The following is a 17,465-nucleotide window of genomic DNA, read 5'->3' as shown; positions in this document are numbered from 1 at the left end:
GTTGAGCCGTGAAGAGTCAGTCCGCCGACGACACCGGGCGGCGAATCCTGGACGCGACAATCGCGGCGGTGACCGCGTTCGGCACCAAACATGCGTCGGTCGAGGCGATTGCCAAGCGGGCTGGCGTGTCCCACATGACTGTCTACCGGCGTTGGCCGCGTAAGGAGCAACTGTTCGCCGCGGCCTTTGATCGGGAGGCCGGTGCCCTCTATGCGAGTCTCGACGCGGTCGTAGCTGGCGAAGACGATTTCGAGAACGCTCTGGTAGTGGGGTTCACCGAGATCTTTTGGACGTTTTACAACCATCCGTTGGTGACCGGCGAATACGAGCGTAGCCCGGAGGTCGTCTTGATGGCCTTCACCGCCGCGGCCGAGCCGACGATGCGACGGTCAATCGACTATCTGGCCGGTCAAGTCGAAAGTCGCGCTGGGCTTTCAGGTGAGCTCGCTACCGCTTTGGCCGAGTGTTCGGTGCGGATTACCCATTCATTGTTGTTGACTAGTCTCGCCAGCCGCCCGTTCGCGGACAGGTCCGCCGTCTCGGTGTGGGCGCGCACGACCTTACTGCCGCTCATGCAGATCGCGACACGATCGGCGGGCGAACCCGGCCGCTAAGGCATCCGCACTCGCACGACCACTGTCCAACTCGACCAATCCATGACAGAGTGTGTGAATCATTAAGTCGCACAACGGCATTGGTTGAGGATAGTGAATAGCACTCATCAATATCCCGGATCTGACGGGGAACATGCTCTGCAGCACGAACGCGGCACCACGCGGCGTGCCCACAAGTTCTATGCCGACCAAATGCAGGACCGACTCAACGACGAGATGATCGAATTCGTCGGCCGGATGGAAATGGCCTTCATCGCGACCGCCGACGCGAAAGGCGAGGCCGATAGTTCATTCCGGGCAGGGCCACCCGGCTTCATCTACGTTATCGACGCCAACACCATCTGCTATCCCGAGTACCGAGGCAACGGCGTTATGGCCAGCCTCGGCAACATCAGCGAGAACCCGCATGTCGGCATCATGCTGATCGACTTTGTGCGGGACCGGATCGGCCTACACATCAACGGTCGGGCCACCATCGTGCCCGACGAGGAACTTCGCGCACAGCTACCCGACTTACCCGAGGAGTCGGTGCGCGGCCGCATACCCGACCTATGGGTGCTCGTCGACATCCACGAGGCTTATATCCACTGCCGCAAGCATATTCCCGCGATGGTGCCAGCCGATGCGGGCGGACGTGCCTGGGGCACCGACAGCGCCGCGCGCAAAGGTGGCGACTACTTCGGCGTGACGGCGGCGCGTAAGGCCGGGGACATTGCGACTCAGAATGCTCCTGAGGTCGCTGAACCACATTCTGCGACAACGGATTACCCGAGTCCGGTTGGGGTTTAGTGGCCCAAGGGGGTTTGGGGGCTGTCGTCGACGACCTTCCGCGGCGCGAACCAACCGAGGAACACAGAACCGACGATCATCACGCTCGCCAGGATGACGCAGCCGAGTTGCATCGGTTCGGTGAACGCTTGTTGAGCGCTGTGCAGGATCTGGGACGACAACGGTTCGGGCACTTGATGAGTCACCTGCACGGCCTCGGCGAGTGACTTGGAAATATGCTCGGCCGCTTGTGCGCCCGCGGCCGGGTCGCGGGCGCCGATCTGGGTCTGAGCAAGATCGGCCGTCGGCCCAATTCGGTCGGAATAGCCCGCGGCAAGAAGACTTCCGGCGAGTGCGATACCAAGTGCCGCACCGATTTCGCGGGATGTGTCGTTAACCGCTGACCCGACGCCCTGATCATCGAGCGGCGTGTTCGACATGATGGCTGTGGTCGCCGGTGCTGAAGCGAGACCGATGCCCACAGCGGCAACCGCGAGCATGATCCCCAGTTGCCAATACTTGTCGTAGTCAATCAGTCCCATCATTCCGATGCCAATACCGGTGATGAAGATGCCACCGCCTAGCACGAAACGCAATGCGTCGAAGCGTACGGCAAGCCAGTTGCCAAGCAGCGTGAACAGAGCGACGCCGATGACCATCGGAAACAGTGCAACCGCCGATCGAAGTGGCGAGTACCCGAAGACCAACTGAAGTTGTTGCAGGACAAGGAAAAATACACCAAACGAGGCGAAGAACTGTAAGGCCACCGCAAGCGATCCGGCGCCGAAGGCGCGATTGGTGAACAGTCGGACGTCGAGTAGGTGATGGGGCTGTTTGAGTTCGATGACGCAGAACAGGACCGCGAGCGCGAGGCCGCCGATGAGGCACAGCAGGGTAATGGGATCGGTCCAGCCGCGATGCGGTGCTTCGATCAGACCGAACACCAACGCGGCGATAGCCACCACCGAGGTAACGGAGCCGGCGAAGTCGAATTTCTGCGGATCGGAGTCCTTCGAAGACCCAATGGTCAAACAGAGCGCGGTCGTAGCGGCAGCCGACGCGGCGAACGTGATGAAGATCGACTCCCACGAGAAGAATTGCAGCAGAACGCCGGTGACGAAGAACCCGGCGATCGCTCCCGCTCCGGCGACGGCGGCCCACACGCTGATCGCTATCGGGCGCTTGTGTTCGGGGACATTCGAGGTGATGAGTGACAGCGTCGACGGCATGATCAGTGCGGCGCCGATGCCGGCGAGCAGCCGGGTGGCGATCAGTTCGGTCGGTCCGTCGATCCACACGGGAAGCAGCGAGGCAACCGCGAAGATCACCAGCCCGACAATCAGAACGCCGCGTCGGCCGTACCGGTCGCCGACCGCTCCCGCTGGCAGTAGCAGCGCTGCGAGCGCCAACGTGTAGCCGTCGATGATCCAGGTCATCTCGTTGGCGTCGGCGCCGACGGCCACGGCGATCTCGGGCAACGCCGTGTTCAGCGCTGCCATCGCCGCGACCACCATGCTGACCGCGGCACAGACCACCGTCACTAGCCAGATTGACCGAATATCCATCCGGTCGTGCGGCGGTCCAACGTCAGCCACCACGGTTTCTACACGCCCACTCATCATGCCCTCCCTGACAGTTCTGTGAAAAACCTAAGACTATTCCCCCGACACACCCCAGCAAACCAAGCGAAGTCGTTCAAGCTGTGTCACATTATTCACTGGAGTAACAAACTCCAGGTAAAACCTACCGAAAGTTGAAGATCATGGCTTCGAACCAGGTCTACACCTCCACCAAACTGCATGTGTGGCGCGTGCTGTCGATGCTTGCGGCGCTGATCGCGATCATCGTCGGCCTGATCGTGATCGCGACCGGCGCCGCCTGAACTACGCGTGTTTCTCGACTGCGCCGCCCACACGTGGCAGCGCGGCGACGACGTAGTTCTTCGCCTTGCCGCGCAGCGAGTTGTACGCCTTAGCCAACGCGGGCTTGGCCGACGATGCCTGCGCGTCGGTGACGGCGAGCAGAGCCTCCGACGCCGCGTCGGCGTTGTTCGAGAGATGATCGCCGAACGGGGTACCGGCCGGCTTGGAGTCCCAGAACGGGGTGAGGGCGTTCACGAAGTCCGGCAACATCTTGTCCGTGGCTCCAGCCACGACGCCCGGCTTGACCTTCTGCGCCGCGGCATATGCGGTCTTCACCGCCGCGCCGGACAGACCCGACTGCTCTTTGACCTCGGCGTCGATGACTCCCGCCAGCTCGGTGACCACCGCTTCACGATTTGTGGTGACCAGGGACTGCAGCGAACCGCTCATCTGTAGTTGCTCCTCGAAAGCGTAGTGAATTAAATAGCCGATAGTTGTTGCGGCGCCGCATGTTCCGGCGTCGCAGATCAGACTACGTCGCGACTGCGACAGTGCTACGAGCGAGTCACCACGACGTTGCCCAGCGCGGCGGCGCCGTCGCGTTGGGCGACCGCGGCCTTGACCAACAATTGCGGGCCGCCGACGTCCCACACGTCGACGACGAGCGTTTCGCCCGGGAAGACGACGCCGGCGAAACTGGCCGCATAGCCCCCGATCGCGCCGACGTCGCCATCGAACAGCTCGTCGGCAAGTGCCCGGCAGACCAGACCGTAGGAACACAATCCGTGCAGGATTGGCCGCGGGAATCCGGCAGCTTTCGCGAACTCCGGGTCGGAATGCAAGGGATTTCGATCGCCGCACAGTCGATACAGCAGGGCTTGATTGGGCAGCGTCGGAACCTCGATCCGACGATCGGCCGCGCGGTCGGGGTAGGTGACGCGCGTGGACGCGCCGCGCTCGCCGCCGAAGCCGCCTTCGCCTTTGGCGAAGATCGACGAACGCTCGGTCCACAGCGGGCCGTCGGCGTCCGACGTCACCTTCTCGGAGATCACTACAGCGGCCGAGCCTTTGTCCTGCACCTCGACGATGCGTGAGCGGGTCGTCGCACTGCCCGACGCTGGAATCGGCCGATGCACGACTACTTCCTGCGACCCGTGCACCACCTTCGCCAGATCGATGTCGATGCCGGGGAACGACACCTTCGGGGCTTCGGTGGCATGAAAATTCGCGGCGACGGTTGCGAAACTCGGCAACACCTTCGGCGCGACATCGTCGATATAGCCGAGGCCGGCCGCATCCATCGGGTCGGCAGCGGCGCCGACCGCGAGGTTGTACAGAGCGACATCCGATGCCGACCACGAGAACGTGGCGTCGGGCAGTTCGGCGCCAACCGCGATTGCGGAATCGATTGGCATGTCAGGCTCCCGTCGTCGATGTCGAGGTGGCCGACGTCGTGGCGCGTGCGGCGGCGTCGAGGGCCGCGAGGTAGCCGAAAACCATTGCGGGACCGATGGTTGCGCCTGGACCGGCGTAGGTATGTCCCATCACCGGCGCGCTGGTATTTCCGGCGGCGTAGAGGCCGTCGATGACCGATCCGTCGGCGCGTAGCGCTCGCCCGGCGGCATCGGTGTCGATGCCACCCTTGGTTCCCAAATCGCCGGGCACCATCTTCACTGCGTAGAACGGTCCCTTGTCGACCCGGCCGAGGCTGGGGTTCGGCTTGTTGGTCGGGTCACCGTAGTAGTGGTCGTAGCCGCTGGCGCCGCGACCGAAATCGTCGTCGACACCCTTGCGAGCGAAGTCGTTGAATCGGGCGGTAGTCGCCGCGAGTGTGTCTGCGGGCAGGCCGGTCTGCTCGGCGAGTTCGGCGAGCGAATCGGCCTTGACGACGACGCCGGATTTCAGCCAACTCTTCGGAAGCGGTTGGCGCGCACTGATTCCCGCGAACAGATATCGATTGCGACAGCGCTGGTCCATGATCAGCCACGCCGGGATGTTTTCGCCGGGTCCCTCGCCCTGCCCGAAGTCGCCGCCGTACATCCGGTGTACCGCTTCGACGTAGGGCAGTGATTCGTTCATAAATCGCTCGCCGCGCAGGTTGACGATGAAGGTGCCGGGTACCGAACGTTCGGACAGGGCGAACCACGGTCCCTTCGGCAGTGGGATCGTCGGGCCCCACCAGGCGTCGTCCATCAGCGAAACTGCCGCGCCCGCCTTAATACCCGCGTTGATGCCGTCGCCGGTGTTGGATGCCGCGCCAGTGGTCCACTCGGAGCCGATCGGCGCGCGCTGATATTTGGTTCGCATCTCCGCGTTATTTTCGAAACCACCGGAGCCGAGGATCACGCCGTGCCGTGCGTGGATCTCTTGCCGGGCCCCGTCACGTTCGACGACGACGCCGATGATCGCGCCGTCCTTGATGATCAGGTCGGTCAGCGGAGTCTCGAAGCGGACGTCGACGCCAGCGTCGAGTACGCCTAAATAGAGTTCGGCGGCAAGTGCGGCACCCATCGCGATGAGTTTCTTGTTTCGCGACTTGGCCCACGCGAACCGTCCTGCGACTTTGAGCATCTTGGCGATACCCCGCGGGTGGCGCATTCCGACGTTGAGCCACTTGTAATCACTTTGCAGCACAACCATATTCAGTGGTGCCTTGGTGTACTGCGGATGCAGGTTCTGTAGGTGGTCGCCGAGTCGGCGCGCATCGAACGGCTTCGGTTCCACCGAACGTCCGGCGAGTCGACCGCCGGGCGCCTCGGGGTAGTAGTCGGAATAGTTCTTCACCCACTCGAGTTCGAGCGGGGAGTGTGCGATGAGGTAGTCGAGGGCTTCGGGGCCGCGATCGATGTAGGCGTCGATCTTCTCCGGGGCCGCATGCTCGCCGATGATCGCGTGCACGTATTCACGGGCTTTGGTCGTGGTGTCGTCGACGCCGTCGCGGCGCAGCACCGAGTTATTCGGAATCCACACGCCGCCGCCCGACCGAGATGTCGAACCGCCCCAATACGGTGACTTCTCGATCAGCAGGGTCGAAAGTCCTTGCGTGGCCGCGGTTAGGGCGGCGCTCATACCGGCGGCGCCGGCGCCGACTACAACGACGTCGAAGGTCTCTGGACCCTCAGTCGAGGGTGGAGTTACTCCATCGGGGCTGGTCATCGAGTTTCACCTTCCAGAGTTCCGAAAAACTAGAACACGTTATAGAATTGCCGTTGTCCGTAAGGCTATACCAAATTCCCTACCTACCGGAAGGTGGCAGTCGGTGGCAGTCAGCGACACCATCCGAGCCCAGATCGCCGCCGATCTGGCCAACGCGGAGGCATCGGCGGTGGCGATCGATCCGCCGACGTTGTCGCACCCCGACCTCGACGCGGTCGACGCCTACGAAATTCAGCTCGTCAACATCCGACGCCGCCTCGACGCCGGCGCCGCGATCGCGGGACACAAGGTTGGGCTGGCGTCCGAGGCGATGCAGAAGATGATGAACGTCGACGAGCCGGACTACGGCCACCTTCTCGACGACATGCGGTACTTCGAGAACGCGCCCATCGATCGCTCGACACTGTGTTATCCCCGGGTAGAGGTGGAAGTCGGATTCATCCTCGGCGCCGACCTGCCCGGAGAAGGCTGTTCACGTGCGGACGTAATCGCCGCGATCGAATGGGTGGTGCCGTCGATTGAATTGATCGACTCGCGGATCAGGGACTGGAAGATCACCCTGCCCGACACGATCGCGGACAACGCGTCGTCGTGCGGATGGATCCTCGGCGAGCAGCGAGTGGCCATCGCCGACATCGACACCGGAAATATCGATGCCCGGCTACATCGCAACGGCGAAGTGGTGGCGGAAGGGAATTCCGCTGCGGTACTTGGACATCCGTTGACTGCAGTGTCCTGGCTGGCCAACAAGGTGTCGAGTTTCGGTGTTCGTCTGCGTAAGGGCGACGTGATTCTGCCGGGCACCGCGACGCGTGCCATCGACATCGATGCCGGCGATCATTTCGTCGCCGAGTTCGATGGATTAGGCAGCGTCACAGTGGATTTCGTCTAATTCTTATCGCCAAACTCTAGGAGGAAACATGGCAGCCAAGTTGAGCGCCGCCATCATCGGTTCGGGAAATATCGGGACCGACCTGATGTACAAGCTGGAACGATCGCAGGTGATCGAGCCGCGCTGGATGGTCGGTATCGACGCCGATTCCGAAGGAATGAAACGGGCCGCCGACCATGGTCTGATCACGATGAGCGGTGGCGCCGAAGAACTGTTGAACTCCGCCGAACGGCCGGACCTGATCTTCGAGGCGACGTCGGCGTATGTGCACCGCGAATACGCACCTCGGTACGAGGCGGCGGGGATTACCGCTATTGACTTGACCCCTGCGGCGGTCGGACCCGCGGTGGTGCCGCCGGCCAATTTGCGTGAGCATCTGGATGCGCCGAATACCAACATGATTACCTGCGGCGGTCAGGCCACCATTCCGATGGTGCATGCGGTGAGTTCGGTTGTGCCAGTGCCCTATGCGGAGATCGTGGCTTCGGTCGCATCGAAGTCGGCCGGACCGGGTACTCGGGCGAATATCGACGAGTTCACCAAGACGACGTCGAAGGGAATCGAGACGATCGGTGGGGCCGATCGCGGCAAGGCGATCATCATTCTCAATCCGGCCGATCCGCCGATGATTATGCGTGACACCATCTTCTGCGCGATCCCGGCCGATGCCGACACCGATGCGATCGCCGAGTCGATTCATAAGCGCGAGAAAGAGATCCAGCAGTATGTGCCGGGTTACCGCCTGCTGCAAGACCCGCAGTTCGACGCGCCGAGCGTTATCAACGGCGGCCACGCGCGGGTCTCGATCTTCGTGGAGGTGGAAGGCGCGGGCGACTTCTTGCCGCCCTACGCCGGCAACCTCGACATCATGACCGCCGCCGCAACCAAAGTCGGCGAAGAGATCGCCAAGCAGAAGGTCGGAGCAGTGGCATGAGCGACTTGACAAGGGCAACAGGGGATTTGATGGAGAACGCGCGGTCGTTCAGCGATGAGCTGGATATCCGCATCACCGACTCGTCACTGCGCGACGGCTCCCATCACAAACGTCATCAGTTCACCGAACAAGAGGTGCGCGATATCGTTGCGGCCCTGGATGATTCGGGTGTTCCAGTGATCGAGGTGACCCACGGTGACGGGCTGGGCGGATCGTCGTTCAACTATGGCTTCTCGAAAACTCCTGAGCAGCAACTCATCAAGGCCGCGGCGGAGACCGCCAAGCGGGCCAAGATCGCGTTCCTGATGTTGCCGGGCCTGGGGACCAAGGACGATATTCGTGCCGCGCAGGACAACGGCGGGCAGATCTGCCGAATCGCCACCCACTGCACCGAGGCCGACGTCTCGATTCAGCATTTCGGTCTGGCGCGGGAACTCGGGCTGGAGACCGTGGGATTCTTGATGATGAGTCACAGTCAGCCGCCCGAGGTGCTGGCCAAGCAGGCGCGGATCATGGCCGATGCCGGCTGCCAGTGCGTATACGTGGTGGACTCGGCCGGTGCGCTGGTCCTGGAGCAGGTGTCCGATCGGGTCTCTGCGGTGCGCGCCGAGCTGGGCGATGACGCACAGATCGGTTTCCACGGCCACGAAAACCTCGACATCGCCATCGCCAACTCGGTGCTCGCGGTGCGCGCCGGAGCTCAGCAGATCGACGGTTCGATTCGTAGATTCGGCGCGGGAGCAGGCAATACGCCGACCGAAGCCTTCGTCGGCGTCGCGGACAAACTCGGCATCAAGACCGGCATTGACTTTATGAAGATCGCCGACGCGGCGCAGGACGTCGTACGCCCGGTGATGCCGACCGAATGCCTCGTCGACCGGCCGGCGATGATGATGGGCTACGCCGGGTGTTACAGCTCCTTCCTCAAACACGCCGAATCGCACGCCGAGAAATACGGAGTGTCGGCCGCGGAGATTCTGTTGGCGGCCGGTGAACGCAAACTCGTTGGCGGACAGGAAGATCAGTTGATCGATATCGCGCTGGAGCTGAAGAAAAAGGTCGACGCCAACGCCGGGGTGTAGGTGCTCGGGGCGGGCAGTGGCAGTATTGAATCATGCCGGTGAACATCCCGCGGGATCTGCCCGCCCGCGCAATCCTGGAGGGCGAGGGCATCTTTGTGATGTCCGACGAGCGTGCTCGCTCGCAGGACATCCGGCCGATGCGGATCGCGATCCTCAACCTGATGCCGACCAAAGAGGCAACCGAGACACAACTGCTCCGCGTGCTCGGCAGTACGCCGTTGCAGGTCGAGGTCACCTTGCTGCATATGGCGAGTCACTCGTCGCGTAACACTGCACCCGAACACCTCGAGGCGTTCTACGCGACATTCGCCGACATCGCCGATCAGTACTTCGATGGTTTGATCGTCACCGGGGCACCGATCGAGCGATTGAACTTCGAGGATGTCGACTATTGGCCGGAGATGACGCAGATCCTCGATTGGAGCCGTGAGCACGTCTACTCCACGATTCATATTTGCTGGGGAGCGCAGGCCGCGCTGTACCGCCACTACGGTGTGCCGAAATATGAGCTGCCGCGCAAGCTGTTCGGGGTCTTCGACCATCAGGTATTACGACCGGAGTCTGCTCTGCTGCGCGGATTCGACGAACGGTTCCACGCGCCGCACTCGCGTCACACCGACATCCACGCGGCTGACATCGAGGCCACCGGACAGGTAGACCTACTCGCCGTAAGTGCCGACGCCGGTGTGTTACTCGCGGCGACACCTGATCTCCGGCAGGTATTCGTTACCGGACACCCCGAATACGATCGGGATACTCTCGCCCGGGAATACCGGCGCGACGTCGAAACCGGCCAGCCCATCGACGTTCCGGCGCATTACTATCCCGGGGACGACCCGGCTGCCGAGCCGATCGTCAACTGGCGCAGCCACGGTGTGCTGCTCTACGCGAACTGGCTCAATCACTGTGTGTATCAGCGGGTTCCGTTCGAATCTCAGAATTCCGCACCGTAGGCCGCGTCCGAGGGCACGATGCCCTCGGACGCGGCTTCCGGTGCCGTTTTCAAACGTCACATGCCGGCTGGGGGGCGCCCTAGACAGATCGCCGCACCCATCGGATCTTTGAACGAGGCGAGTGTGCCCCACGGGGTGACCTCACCGGGCATCAACACCTCGCCACCGAGTTCGGTGACCTTGGCGATGGTCGCATCCACGTCATCGACGGTGATGTAGACCTGCCAGAACGACGGGTGATCATCGCCGAACATGCCCTTCGCCGACATGATGCCGGCGACACTCTCCTCCGAACCGGACGGGAACACCTCTGAATAGTGGTCGGGGCCAACGGCATCGGGATCGCCACCGCTGCCGACCTCGTTGAGGCGCCAGCCCAGAGTCTTGCGATAGAACTCGGCCGACGCGGCGTAATCCATGCTCATCTCGTCAAACCAGTACGGGGTGCCGTGGGTGCCGCGCTCGCTGAATCCGACATGGGTACCCGGTTGCCACAGGCCGTATGCGGCGCCGGCGGGATCGGCGAGGACGGCCATCACACCAAGATCGCCGACCGGCATCGCGGGAGCGATGACAGTCGCGCCCGCGCCTTGCGCAGTCTCGACGGCGGCGGCCGCGTCATCGACCCGAAAATAGATCGACCAGATGTCGGCGGGCATCGCCTCGTCCATCTTCGGCATTAAGCCGGCGACGAGCTTGCCGTTCGCGGAAAAGTTCTGGTAGCCGCCGAATTCCTCATTGGATTCGGTCGCCTCCCAGCCGAATAGTTCGCCGTAGAACTCGACGGCACGTTTGGGATCGGAGCTGACCAGGTCGAACCAGATCGGTGCGCCGACGGCTGCTGTGTATTCGGGCATGGTGGAAATCCTCTCGATGGTGGGGAACACGAGTACAGACCGATGCGTTCGGCGAAACTCATCGCGGGCAATCGATGAATTTCGCCGACCCGATAAGTCTGCACCACGAGGAGGCAGACATGTACACATCACAACTATCAGCGGCCGGAAACGCGGTCACCGCTCTCGCAGCACGCACACCCGACGACATGCTCGATCGCCCGACGCCGTGTGAGGGGATGGATCTACGCGCACTATTCGCTCACGTCGTCGGGCTCAGCGAGGCATTCGCGGCTGCCGGCCGAAAGGAGTCCGGACCGCTCACCTCGACGCCACCTGATCCGAAAGCCCAAGTGCTCCAGTCGGACTGGCGAACCGCCCTGTCGATCAACCTTGCCGACCTTAATGCGGCGTGGGCCGATCCCGATGCCTGGGACGGGATGACACAGGCCGGTGGGGTGAGTGCGCCAGCATCGATCCTTGGCACCGTCGCGGTCAGCGAACTCGTCCTGCATGGCTGGGACGTCGCGCGCAGTATCGGCGTCGACTACCACCTCGACGACGATGCTTTGCAAGTCGTCTACGACCTGCACTACCCGCCGCAGTCGCAGAGTGAGCGCGAGGGCATGTTCGGGCCGGTGGTCGAGGTCCCCGAGGACGCCCCACTGCTGCACCGGCTGGTCGGACTCACCGGCCGCGATCCATTCTGGCCGGCGATGGCCTAATCTGTGGGGCACATGGCGTAGACGACACGCTACCGCCCGGGACACACTGGAACTCATGAAGAGATCGGTGGTCATCCTCGGCTACCCGGGAGTGCAGGCACTCGACGTAGCCGGACCATTCGACGTGTTGTCCGGAGCGACGCGCTATCTCGATGCCAAGGCAGGCGCCGACCAGCGGCCGGCCACCGAGGGCTACGCGATCACCCTCGTTTCTGCCGACGGAGGGCCGGTCGCGGCCGGTGATGGACTGCAATTCGTCGCGCAACCGTTGCCAGACGTCGGCGAGCCGATCGACACGATCGTCATCCCCGGCGGATACGGGACCGATGATGTTCGAGGGTCCGCCGAAGTCATCGAATGGCTGCAGCGAGCCTCGGTCGATGCGCGGCGCGTCGTGACGGTCTGCACGGGGGCGTTCATCGCCGCACAGGCGGGGCTACTCGACGGTTGCTCGGCGACCACGCACTGGGCATGGGCTGGGCGGCTGGCCGACGAATTCCCGACGGTCGACGTCGATCCCGATCCGATATTCATCCGGAGTTCCGACCGCGTGTGGACATCGGCGGGTGTTACCGCTGGCATCGACCTCTGCTTGGCTCTGCTCGAAGACGACTACGGTACGCGCGTCGCGCAAGCGGTCGCCCGAGGTCTCGTGCTTTATCTGCGGCGGCCCGGCGGGCAGACGCAGTTCTCGCCGCCGGTATGGATGCCACGTGCCAAGCGCGCCCCCATCCGAGATGTTCAACAGAGCATTGAGGCAGAACCCGGTGCGGCACATAGTGTTTCGTCCCTAGCGCAGCAAGCCTCGATGAGCCCTCGGCATTTCACCCGAGTGTTCACCGAGGAAGTCGGTGAGTCGCCGGGAACCTATGTCGAACGGATTCGCACCGATGCCGCACGGCGTCAGCTCGAGGAAACCGACGACACCCTTGCAGTCATCGCGGGGCGGTGCGGCTTTGGTTCGGCAGAAACGTTGCGCCGCAACTTCGTCCGGCGCTTGGGTATCTCGCCGGACCGCTATCGCAAGACTTTCGCCTGAATCTCATCCGAAAGATGATGCACCCCAACCGTTTAGAGGAGCCATGATGCAAATCGCCATCGTCGTATACCCCCAATTCACCGCGCTTGATTTCATCGGGCCGTATGAAGTGCTGCGCGCGTTGCCCGGTGCGCAGGTGCGATTCGTTTGGAAGGAGACCGGCCCGATCGCCGCTGATTCGGGAGTGCTCCTTGTCGGCGCTACCCATACCTTCGGCGAAACCCCGGCGCCCGACGTCGTCTTGGTCCCGGGCGGCCCGGGCTGCGCTGCGGCGGCGTGCGACGACGAGGTACTCGATTGGCTACGCGCGGTGTCGCCAGGAGCGAAATGGACGACGTCGGTGTGCTCGGGTTCGCTGGTGCTGGCCGCCGCCGGACTACTAGATGGAAAGAGTGCGACGTCGCACTGGTCGGTCCTGCCAGCTCTCAAAACCTTTGGTGTCAAGCCGGTTTCGGACCAGCGGATCGTGCACGAAGGTGATGTGGTGACCGCGGCAGGTGTCTCCGCGGGTATCGACCTGGCGATGTGGCTGGCTGGCGAGATTGCCGGCGATGCGAAGGCCAAGGCGATCCAACTGATGATCGAATACGATCCCCAACCGCCGTTTGACTCTGGCCATATGTCGAAAGCTTCGGTGGCGACCAAGGCGTCGGCGACGGCGCTGCTGAGTCGAGACATGATCAAGCCCGAACCGCTGAAGGCCAGTGCGCGGCTGCTCTGGGACCGAGCTATCAGTGTGGTGCGCTCGGCCTAGAGGTCCCACCGTCGATGTCGACGGCATGGCAGGCTGGGACATGTGACGACTCCGAGCAAGCAGGCTGATTCCAGTCGATGGACGTGGCCGGTACTCGTTGTCGGCGGGCTGGTGTTGTTCGGCCTGGCTTTCGCATCATGGGGTATCGGGAAAGAAGGCATCGAGCCGTCGGTGTCAGGCCATGGAAAGGTTTCGGTGCCGGGCGCGACCGCCGACGACGTCGCCTTCCTACAGGACCACACCGGACACCCAGGCGTCTGGACGCTGGTCCTAGGCGTGGTCATCGCCATTGCCGGGGCACTCGGCTGGTGGCGGACGGAAATGCGGACTGTCGGGGCCGTTGTGGCCGCGCTCGGCGGACTGGGAGCCATGATCTGGGCGATCATCACAGTAAGCGGCCCCGAGCGAAGGCTTTTCGACGCTTCGGTCAACGACGCACTGGACGCCGGATCGTCTGTGCTGCAACCAGGTTGGGGGTTGCTGGGAACGCTTGCGGTGGCGATAGTCGTTATGGCCGCAGCCGCTTGGTCGCTGGTTCGTCGCTGAGATATGTCCCGTAGCGAACTCAGCGGGCTATATGTCGTCTGATTTCGCGAGGGGACATTTCTTCGACGACATAGGTTTGACACGCGAACGAGTTGGGTACCCAGGGCACGTACCTCGTGTCTAGGAAAGGTGTCCCGCATGATTCGGCGAATAGCTCGCCCGCTGCTCGGCTCGATTTTTATCTACAACGGCTATCGCACCTTGCGTAACTCCGGCACTACCGCGCAGGCGGCCGAGCCACTGGTCGACAAGGCAACCACCCTGCTACCCGAGTCGTCGGCGGTACCGCAGGATCCGCAGACCTGGGTGACCGCGAACGCGGGTGTGCAGCTAGGTGGCGGGCTGTTGTTGGCGACCGGGAAGTTTCCGCGGGTGGCATCGCTGGCGCTGGCCGGCTCGCTGATACCGACGACATATGTCGACTATCCGTTCTGGGCCGAGGCCGATCCCGCCGCACGACAGGAGGCGCAGACGCACTTCGTGCAGAATGTTGCGCTATTGGGCGGCCTGCTCATCGCCGGTTTCGACACCGAAGGTAAGCCGGGCGTGATCTGGCGGAGCAAGCGTGCCGCCGAACGGGTTTCCGATCGTGTGTCGGGTGCGGTGTCGTCGATAACACCGTCCGAGTCGTCGACGTCGGAACTCAGCGATCGCGCACATGACTGGGCATCGAATGCCGAAGATTTCGCCGCGCACGCGGCCGACCGGTTCTCGGCAGCCAGGAAGGTTGCCGGCGCACGACTGGAAGAGGCCGCGGCCAAGGCAGCACCTGTTGTCTCCGACGCCGCGTCCACAGCGGCGGCCCGCGCTTCGACATTGGCCAAGGCGGCCGGTGAACGATTCGACGACGTCGCCGATGAGGTCGCGGCCCGTGCGCCGGAGATCGCGTCCGCAGCGGCCGAGTCGGCGCGCAAGACCGCTCCTATTGTCGCCGAGCGAGCATCGGTGGCGTCGGACGCGGTCCGGAACAAGGCGGTACCGGTGGTGGCCGATCGGGCCCGAACTCTGCGCGAGCGCCTCGCGAATCGCTAGCCGAATCGTCGAATTGTCTTGATAGGCGGCATCTTTGACAGTGGTGTGAAGCCGATCGGCACACCGTTGGGACCGTAAGCGTTGAAGACCTGCCCAAAGCCCGCGTAGATGCCGATATGACTCGCGTTGCGGTAGAACACGATGACATCGCCCGGCGCGATCGCCCAGAGCGGGATCGCGTGCCCGACCTTGGCTTGGTCCTGGCTGACTCGCGGTAGCCAAATACCCGCCGTGGAGAAGGCCCAGCGCACCAGCCCGGAGCAATCCCATGAGTTGGGGCCGATGCCGCCCCACTTGTACGGCTTGTTGATCTGTGTGGTCGCCGCGGCCAGTGCCTGTAAGCCGGCCGGGGTCGATACCGGCAGATAGAGTCTCGACGATCCGGAGGACGAGCCGGACGAGCCTGGGTCGGCCGATGCCGGTGCGCTGACCAGCCCGAAGGTCAATGCGCCGACCGCCATCGAGGTAGTTATGACACGGGCAAATCGGCGCTTTGCAATGCTCATCGCTCAAGACTGGCCGACGCGATGAGAGAAGTCTAAACCTGTTGTCGAGGTGTGATGAAGGTGTGACTCGAGTGAGTTGTGAGGTTCGTCGGTCACCAATAGCCGTCGGGGTCTTCGACCGGTGATTCCGGTGGCAGAATCCCCTCGGCCACCGCGTGATCGATACTCGCCGAGAGTCGCGGACAAGTTGGCATCATCGCCGGGTTGCCGCCGTCGCGACGAACCTGATCGAATTCCGGGCACTGCTCTCGCGCGACCGCGTTCCACTGCACGCTGGTCTGATGCGGCCCGGTCTTCTTGACCATGATCGCCGCGTGGCAGGCGCGACATTCGATTTCGCGCAGGCCGCCGGTCAGGTAATGCTGACGATCACGCGCTGTCGCCGACTCGACGGCCGCGAGCCGCGCGGGATCCGATGCGAAATTGGGCGCCTTGGCCCACCCGCTAGTCGGCTGTGCGGCGGCGGTCATGTCAGACCTCGGCCTTTTCGCTGTCGTGCGCGGCGGCTTCGGTGGCCTTCTCTTCTGCCGCTTTTTCCTCGGCCTGTCGCGCCAGGTTCTCCTGGATTTCGATATTCCAGCTCTCCAACGCCTTTTCGGTATCGATCTCGTATTCGTATCGGCCGGTCATCTCGTCGGTGACGTCATCGACGTCGACATAGAACTGCTCATACCACCGGCGCAGTTGGTAGACCGGGCCGTCCTCTTCCACCAGCAGTGGGTTATCGATGCGGGTCTTGCGCTTCCAGATCGCGACATCCTGCAGGAAGCCAACTTCGATTCCCTGGGTGATCTTCTTGGCCATCTTGTCGGCCTGTTCGGCCGTGAGACCGTCGGGAACCTTGGCCATCACGCCGTACATCAGCACAAAGGAATTGGCGTCAATGGGGTAGTGGCAGTTGGTGAGGATGGTCTCGACCGCATAGCCGCCGTAGTACTGAACCATCGGATTGAGCATGTACGAGGGGCCGTAATACGCAGCGATCGACTCCAAGCGAGTATCGCCATACGACGACGAGATCCCGACGTCGGGGCGACCGTGCGAATTCATGTACTGTGCGGCGGTCTGTCCCTCGAAGACATTCTTGAAATAATCCGGCAGTGCGTAGTGCACGTAGAAGAAATGCGCCATATCCACGACGTTGTCGATGATCTCGCGGCAGTTAGAACCTTCGATGACTATCTGATTCCAGGTCCACGCCGTCCACTCGTCGGTGCCGAACTCGTCGAGTTCGGGAATCACCACGTCGTCGGGTGGCGGATTCCCCTCCGGATCGTTGTAGACGAACACCTGCCCGTTGCGGACCATGGTCGGCCAGGTGCGCGTCTTCGCGAGCTTGGGCTGGCGCTTGGCGTAGGGCACCGAACCGCAGCGGCCGTTGCCCTTCCATTGCCACCCGTGAAACGGGCATGCGACGTTGTCGCCGCGCAGCACACCTTGCGAGAGGTCGCCGCCCATGTGCCGGCAGTAGGCGTCGAGGACGTGGAATTCGCCCTCGGTGTCGGTCCAGGCGACCAGCTTGGTGCCGAATGCCTCGATGGAATGCGGCTTGCCGTCGTTGAACTCTCCGACGAGACCCAGGCAGTGCCAGCCGCGGGCGAATCGAGTCGGCGGAGTGCCGGTATCGATCTCGCGGATGTCGGACGCTTTGGTGGCTGTCATCGAAATGTCTCCCTGGTGTCGACGGAACTGGCCAAGTTCACAAAAGCAATACTAGAACACGTTACAGAAATCCGATACCCAACTGGGCTAACTGTGGGTCGATT

Annotated in this window: 19 protein-coding genes; 11 read left to right on the top strand and 8 right to left on the bottom strand. The window is 62.9% G+C overall.

All coding sequences use genetic code 11. The features are described 5' to 3' along the window. Positions 1-8: 8 nt before the first annotated feature. On the top strand, positions 9-614 hold the full coding sequence (locus GOEFS_RS12145; protein WP_007318210.1) for a TetR/AcrR family transcriptional regulator: 606 nt from the start codon (positions 9-11) through the stop codon (positions 612-614). Between the two features lie 93 nt (positions 615-707). Further along, positions 708-1,403 carry a pyridoxamine 5'-phosphate oxidase family protein gene (locus tag GOEFS_RS12140; protein ID WP_007318209.1) on the top strand — a complete coding sequence of 232 codons (696 nt, stop codon included), beginning with the start codon at positions 708-710 and terminating at the stop codon, positions 1,401-1,403. Here the strand turns inward: GOEFS_RS12140 and GOEFS_RS12135 are convergent. The 4 genes from GOEFS_RS12135 to kstD form a co-directional block, all read right to left on the bottom strand. Further along, a complete protein-coding gene (locus GOEFS_RS12135) occupies positions 1,400-3,004 on the bottom strand; it encodes an MFS transporter (protein ID WP_007318208.1) in 1,605 nt (534 codons plus the stop codon). The genes GOEFS_RS12140 and GOEFS_RS12135 overlap by 4 nt on opposite strands. Before the next feature lie 261 nt (positions 3,005-3,265). Next, the gene (locus GOEFS_RS12130; RefSeq protein WP_007318207.1) at positions 3,266-3,694 is read right to left on the bottom strand and encodes a DUF6918 family protein; all 429 of its coding nucleotides are present in this window, start codon (positions 3,692-3,694) and stop codon (positions 3,266-3,268) included. A gap of 104 nt (positions 3,695-3,798) precedes the next feature. Then, a complete protein-coding gene (chsH3, locus tag GOEFS_RS12125) occupies positions 3,799-4,659 on the bottom strand; it encodes an enoyl-CoA hydratase ChsH3 (RefSeq protein ID WP_007318206.1) in 861 nt (286 codons plus the stop codon). A gap of 1 nt (position 4,660) precedes the next feature. Continuing rightward, the gene (gene kstD, locus GOEFS_RS12120) at positions 4,661-6,400 is read right to left on the bottom strand and encodes a 3-oxosteroid 1-dehydrogenase (protein ID WP_007318205.1); all 1,740 of its coding nucleotides are present in this window, start codon (positions 6,398-6,400) and stop codon (positions 4,661-4,663) included. A 103-nt stretch (positions 6,401-6,503) separates the two neighbouring features. Between kstD and GOEFS_RS12115 the strand changes: the two genes are divergently transcribed. From GOEFS_RS12115 to metA, 4 genes are read left to right on the top strand one after another with little or no spacing between them, the layout of a single operon-like run. After that, on the top strand, positions 6,504-7,292 hold the full coding sequence (locus tag GOEFS_RS12115; protein ID WP_007318204.1) for a 2-keto-4-pentenoate hydratase: 789 nt from the start codon (positions 6,504-6,506) through the stop codon (positions 7,290-7,292). Between the two features lie 28 nt (positions 7,293-7,320). After that, positions 7,321-8,226 carry an acetaldehyde dehydrogenase (acetylating) gene (locus tag GOEFS_RS12110; protein WP_007318203.1) on the top strand — a complete coding sequence of 302 codons (906 nt, stop codon included), beginning with the start codon at positions 7,321-7,323 and terminating at the stop codon, positions 8,224-8,226. Further along, positions 8,223-9,308, top strand: a complete 1,086-nt coding sequence (gene dmpG, locus GOEFS_RS12105) for a 4-hydroxy-2-oxovalerate aldolase (RefSeq protein ID WP_007318202.1) — start codon at positions 8,223-8,225, stop codon at positions 9,306-9,308. The genes GOEFS_RS12110 and dmpG overlap by 4 nt, the downstream gene beginning before the upstream one ends. A 32-nt stretch (positions 9,309-9,340) precedes the next feature. Further along, positions 9,341-10,261, top strand: coding sequence for a homoserine O-acetyltransferase MetA (gene metA / locus GOEFS_RS12100; RefSeq protein WP_007318201.1), 921 nt, complete (start codon positions 9,341-9,343; stop codon positions 10,259-10,261). Positions 10,262-10,317: 56 nt separating this feature from the next. On the opposite strand, the gene GOEFS_RS12095 is transcribed toward metA, so the two are convergent. Next, positions 10,318-11,118: a VOC family protein gene (locus tag GOEFS_RS12095; RefSeq protein ID WP_007318200.1), complete on the bottom strand. Its 801-nt coding sequence runs from the start codon at positions 11,116-11,118 to the stop codon at positions 10,318-10,320. Between the two features lie 119 nt (positions 11,119-11,237). On the opposite strand from GOEFS_RS12095, the gene GOEFS_RS12090 reads away from it, so the two are divergent. From GOEFS_RS12090 to GOEFS_RS12070, 5 genes are all read left to right on the top strand, one after another. Then, positions 11,238-11,822 carry a TIGR03086 family metal-binding protein gene (locus GOEFS_RS12090; protein WP_007318199.1) on the top strand — a complete coding sequence of 195 codons (585 nt, stop codon included), beginning with the start codon at positions 11,238-11,240 and terminating at the stop codon, positions 11,820-11,822. Positions 11,823-11,877: 55 nt separating this feature from the next. Beyond that, positions 11,878-12,861, top strand: coding sequence for a GlxA family transcriptional regulator (locus GOEFS_RS12085; protein WP_040525027.1), 984 nt, complete (start codon positions 11,878-11,880; stop codon positions 12,859-12,861). Between the two features lie 43 nt (positions 12,862-12,904). Then, positions 12,905-13,615: a DJ-1/PfpI family protein gene (locus GOEFS_RS12080; RefSeq protein WP_040525026.1), complete on the top strand. Its 711-nt coding sequence runs from the start codon at positions 12,905-12,907 to the stop codon at positions 13,613-13,615. A gap of 42 nt (positions 13,616-13,657) precedes the next feature. Next, positions 13,658-14,161 carry a hypothetical protein gene (locus tag GOEFS_RS12075; RefSeq protein ID WP_040525025.1) on the top strand — a complete coding sequence of 168 codons (504 nt, stop codon included), beginning with the start codon at positions 13,658-13,660 and terminating at the stop codon, positions 14,159-14,161. 138 nt (positions 14,162-14,299) lie between these two features. Continuing rightward, positions 14,300-15,193 carry a DoxX family protein gene (locus tag GOEFS_RS12070; protein WP_007318195.1) on the top strand — a complete coding sequence of 298 codons (894 nt, stop codon included), beginning with the start codon at positions 14,300-14,302 and terminating at the stop codon, positions 15,191-15,193. Here the strand turns inward: GOEFS_RS12070 and GOEFS_RS12065 are convergent. From GOEFS_RS12065 to GOEFS_RS12055, 3 genes are all read right to left on the bottom strand, one after another. Further along, positions 15,190-15,654, bottom strand: coding sequence for an NlpC/P60 family protein (locus GOEFS_RS12065; RefSeq protein WP_007318194.1), 465 nt, complete (start codon positions 15,652-15,654; stop codon positions 15,190-15,192). The two genes, GOEFS_RS12070 and GOEFS_RS12065, sit on opposite strands and share 4 nt — an antisense overlap. A 137-nt stretch (positions 15,655-15,791) precedes the next feature. Further along, positions 15,792-16,169, bottom strand: a complete 378-nt coding sequence (locus tag GOEFS_RS12060; protein WP_007318193.1) for a hypothetical protein — start codon at positions 16,167-16,169, stop codon at positions 15,792-15,794. A gap of 1 nt (position 16,170) precedes the next feature. Next, complete coding sequence (locus tag GOEFS_RS12055; protein WP_007318192.1) at positions 16,171-17,361, bottom strand: 3-ketosteroid-9-alpha-monooxygenase, oxygenase component; 1,191 nt, start codon at positions 17,359-17,361, stop codon at positions 16,171-16,173. Positions 17,362-17,465: the final 104 nt, after the last annotated feature.

This window comes from Gordonia effusa NBRC 100432, from assembly GCF_000241305.1.
Lineage (GTDB): Bacteria > Actinomycetota > Actinomycetes > Mycobacteriales > Mycobacteriaceae > Gordonia > Gordonia effusa.
Note: the sequence above shows the minus strand (reverse complement) of the source record. Positions and strands in the feature narration are given on the sequence as shown.

Coding starts and splice junctions, on each gene's coding strand:
- GOEFS_RS12110 (WP_007318203.1), top strand. CDS start 7,321: ATGGCAGCCAAGTTGAGCGCCGCCATCATCGGTTCGGGAAATATCGGG.
- GOEFS_RS12065 (WP_007318194.1), bottom strand. CDS start 15,654: ATGGCGGTCGGCGCATTGACCTTCGGGCTGGTCAGCGCACCGGCATCG.
- GOEFS_RS12055 (WP_007318192.1), bottom strand. CDS start 17,361: ATGACAGCCACCAAAGCGTCCGACATCCGCGAGATCGATACCGGCACT.
- GOEFS_RS12095 (WP_007318200.1), bottom strand. CDS start 11,118: ATGCCCGAATACACAGCAGCCGTCGGCGCACCGATCTGGTTCGACCTG.
- GOEFS_RS12060 (WP_007318193.1), bottom strand. CDS start 16,169: ATGACCGCCGCCGCACAGCCGACTAGCGGGTGGGCCAAGGCGCCCAAT.
- chsH3 (WP_007318206.1), bottom strand. CDS start 4,659: ATGCCAATCGATTCCGCAATCGCGGTTGGCGCCGAACTGCCCGACGCC.
- GOEFS_RS12135 (WP_007318208.1), bottom strand. CDS start 3,004: ATGATGAGTGGGCGTGTAGAAACCGTGGTGGCTGACGTTGGACCGCCG.
- kstD (WP_007318205.1), bottom strand. CDS start 6,400: ATGACCAGCCCCGATGGAGTAACTCCACCCTCGACTGAGGGTCCAGAG.
- GOEFS_RS12085 (WP_040525027.1), top strand. CDS start 11,878: ATGAAGAGATCGGTGGTCATCCTCGGCTACCCGGGAGTGCAGGCACTC.
- GOEFS_RS12080 (WP_040525026.1), top strand. CDS start 12,905: ATGATGCAAATCGCCATCGTCGTATACCCCCAATTCACCGCGCTTGAT.
- metA (WP_007318201.1), top strand. CDS start 9,341: ATGCCGGTGAACATCCCGCGGGATCTGCCCGCCCGCGCAATCCTGGAG.
- dmpG (WP_007318202.1), top strand. CDS start 8,223: ATGAGCGACTTGACAAGGGCAACAGGGGATTTGATGGAGAACGCGCGG.
- GOEFS_RS12090 (WP_007318199.1), top strand. CDS start 11,238: ATGTACACATCACAACTATCAGCGGCCGGAAACGCGGTCACCGCTCTC.
- GOEFS_RS12070 (WP_007318195.1), top strand. CDS start 14,300: ATGATTCGGCGAATAGCTCGCCCGCTGCTCGGCTCGATTTTTATCTAC.
- GOEFS_RS12130 (WP_007318207.1), bottom strand. CDS start 3,694: ATGAGCGGTTCGCTGCAGTCCCTGGTCACCACAAATCGTGAAGCGGTG.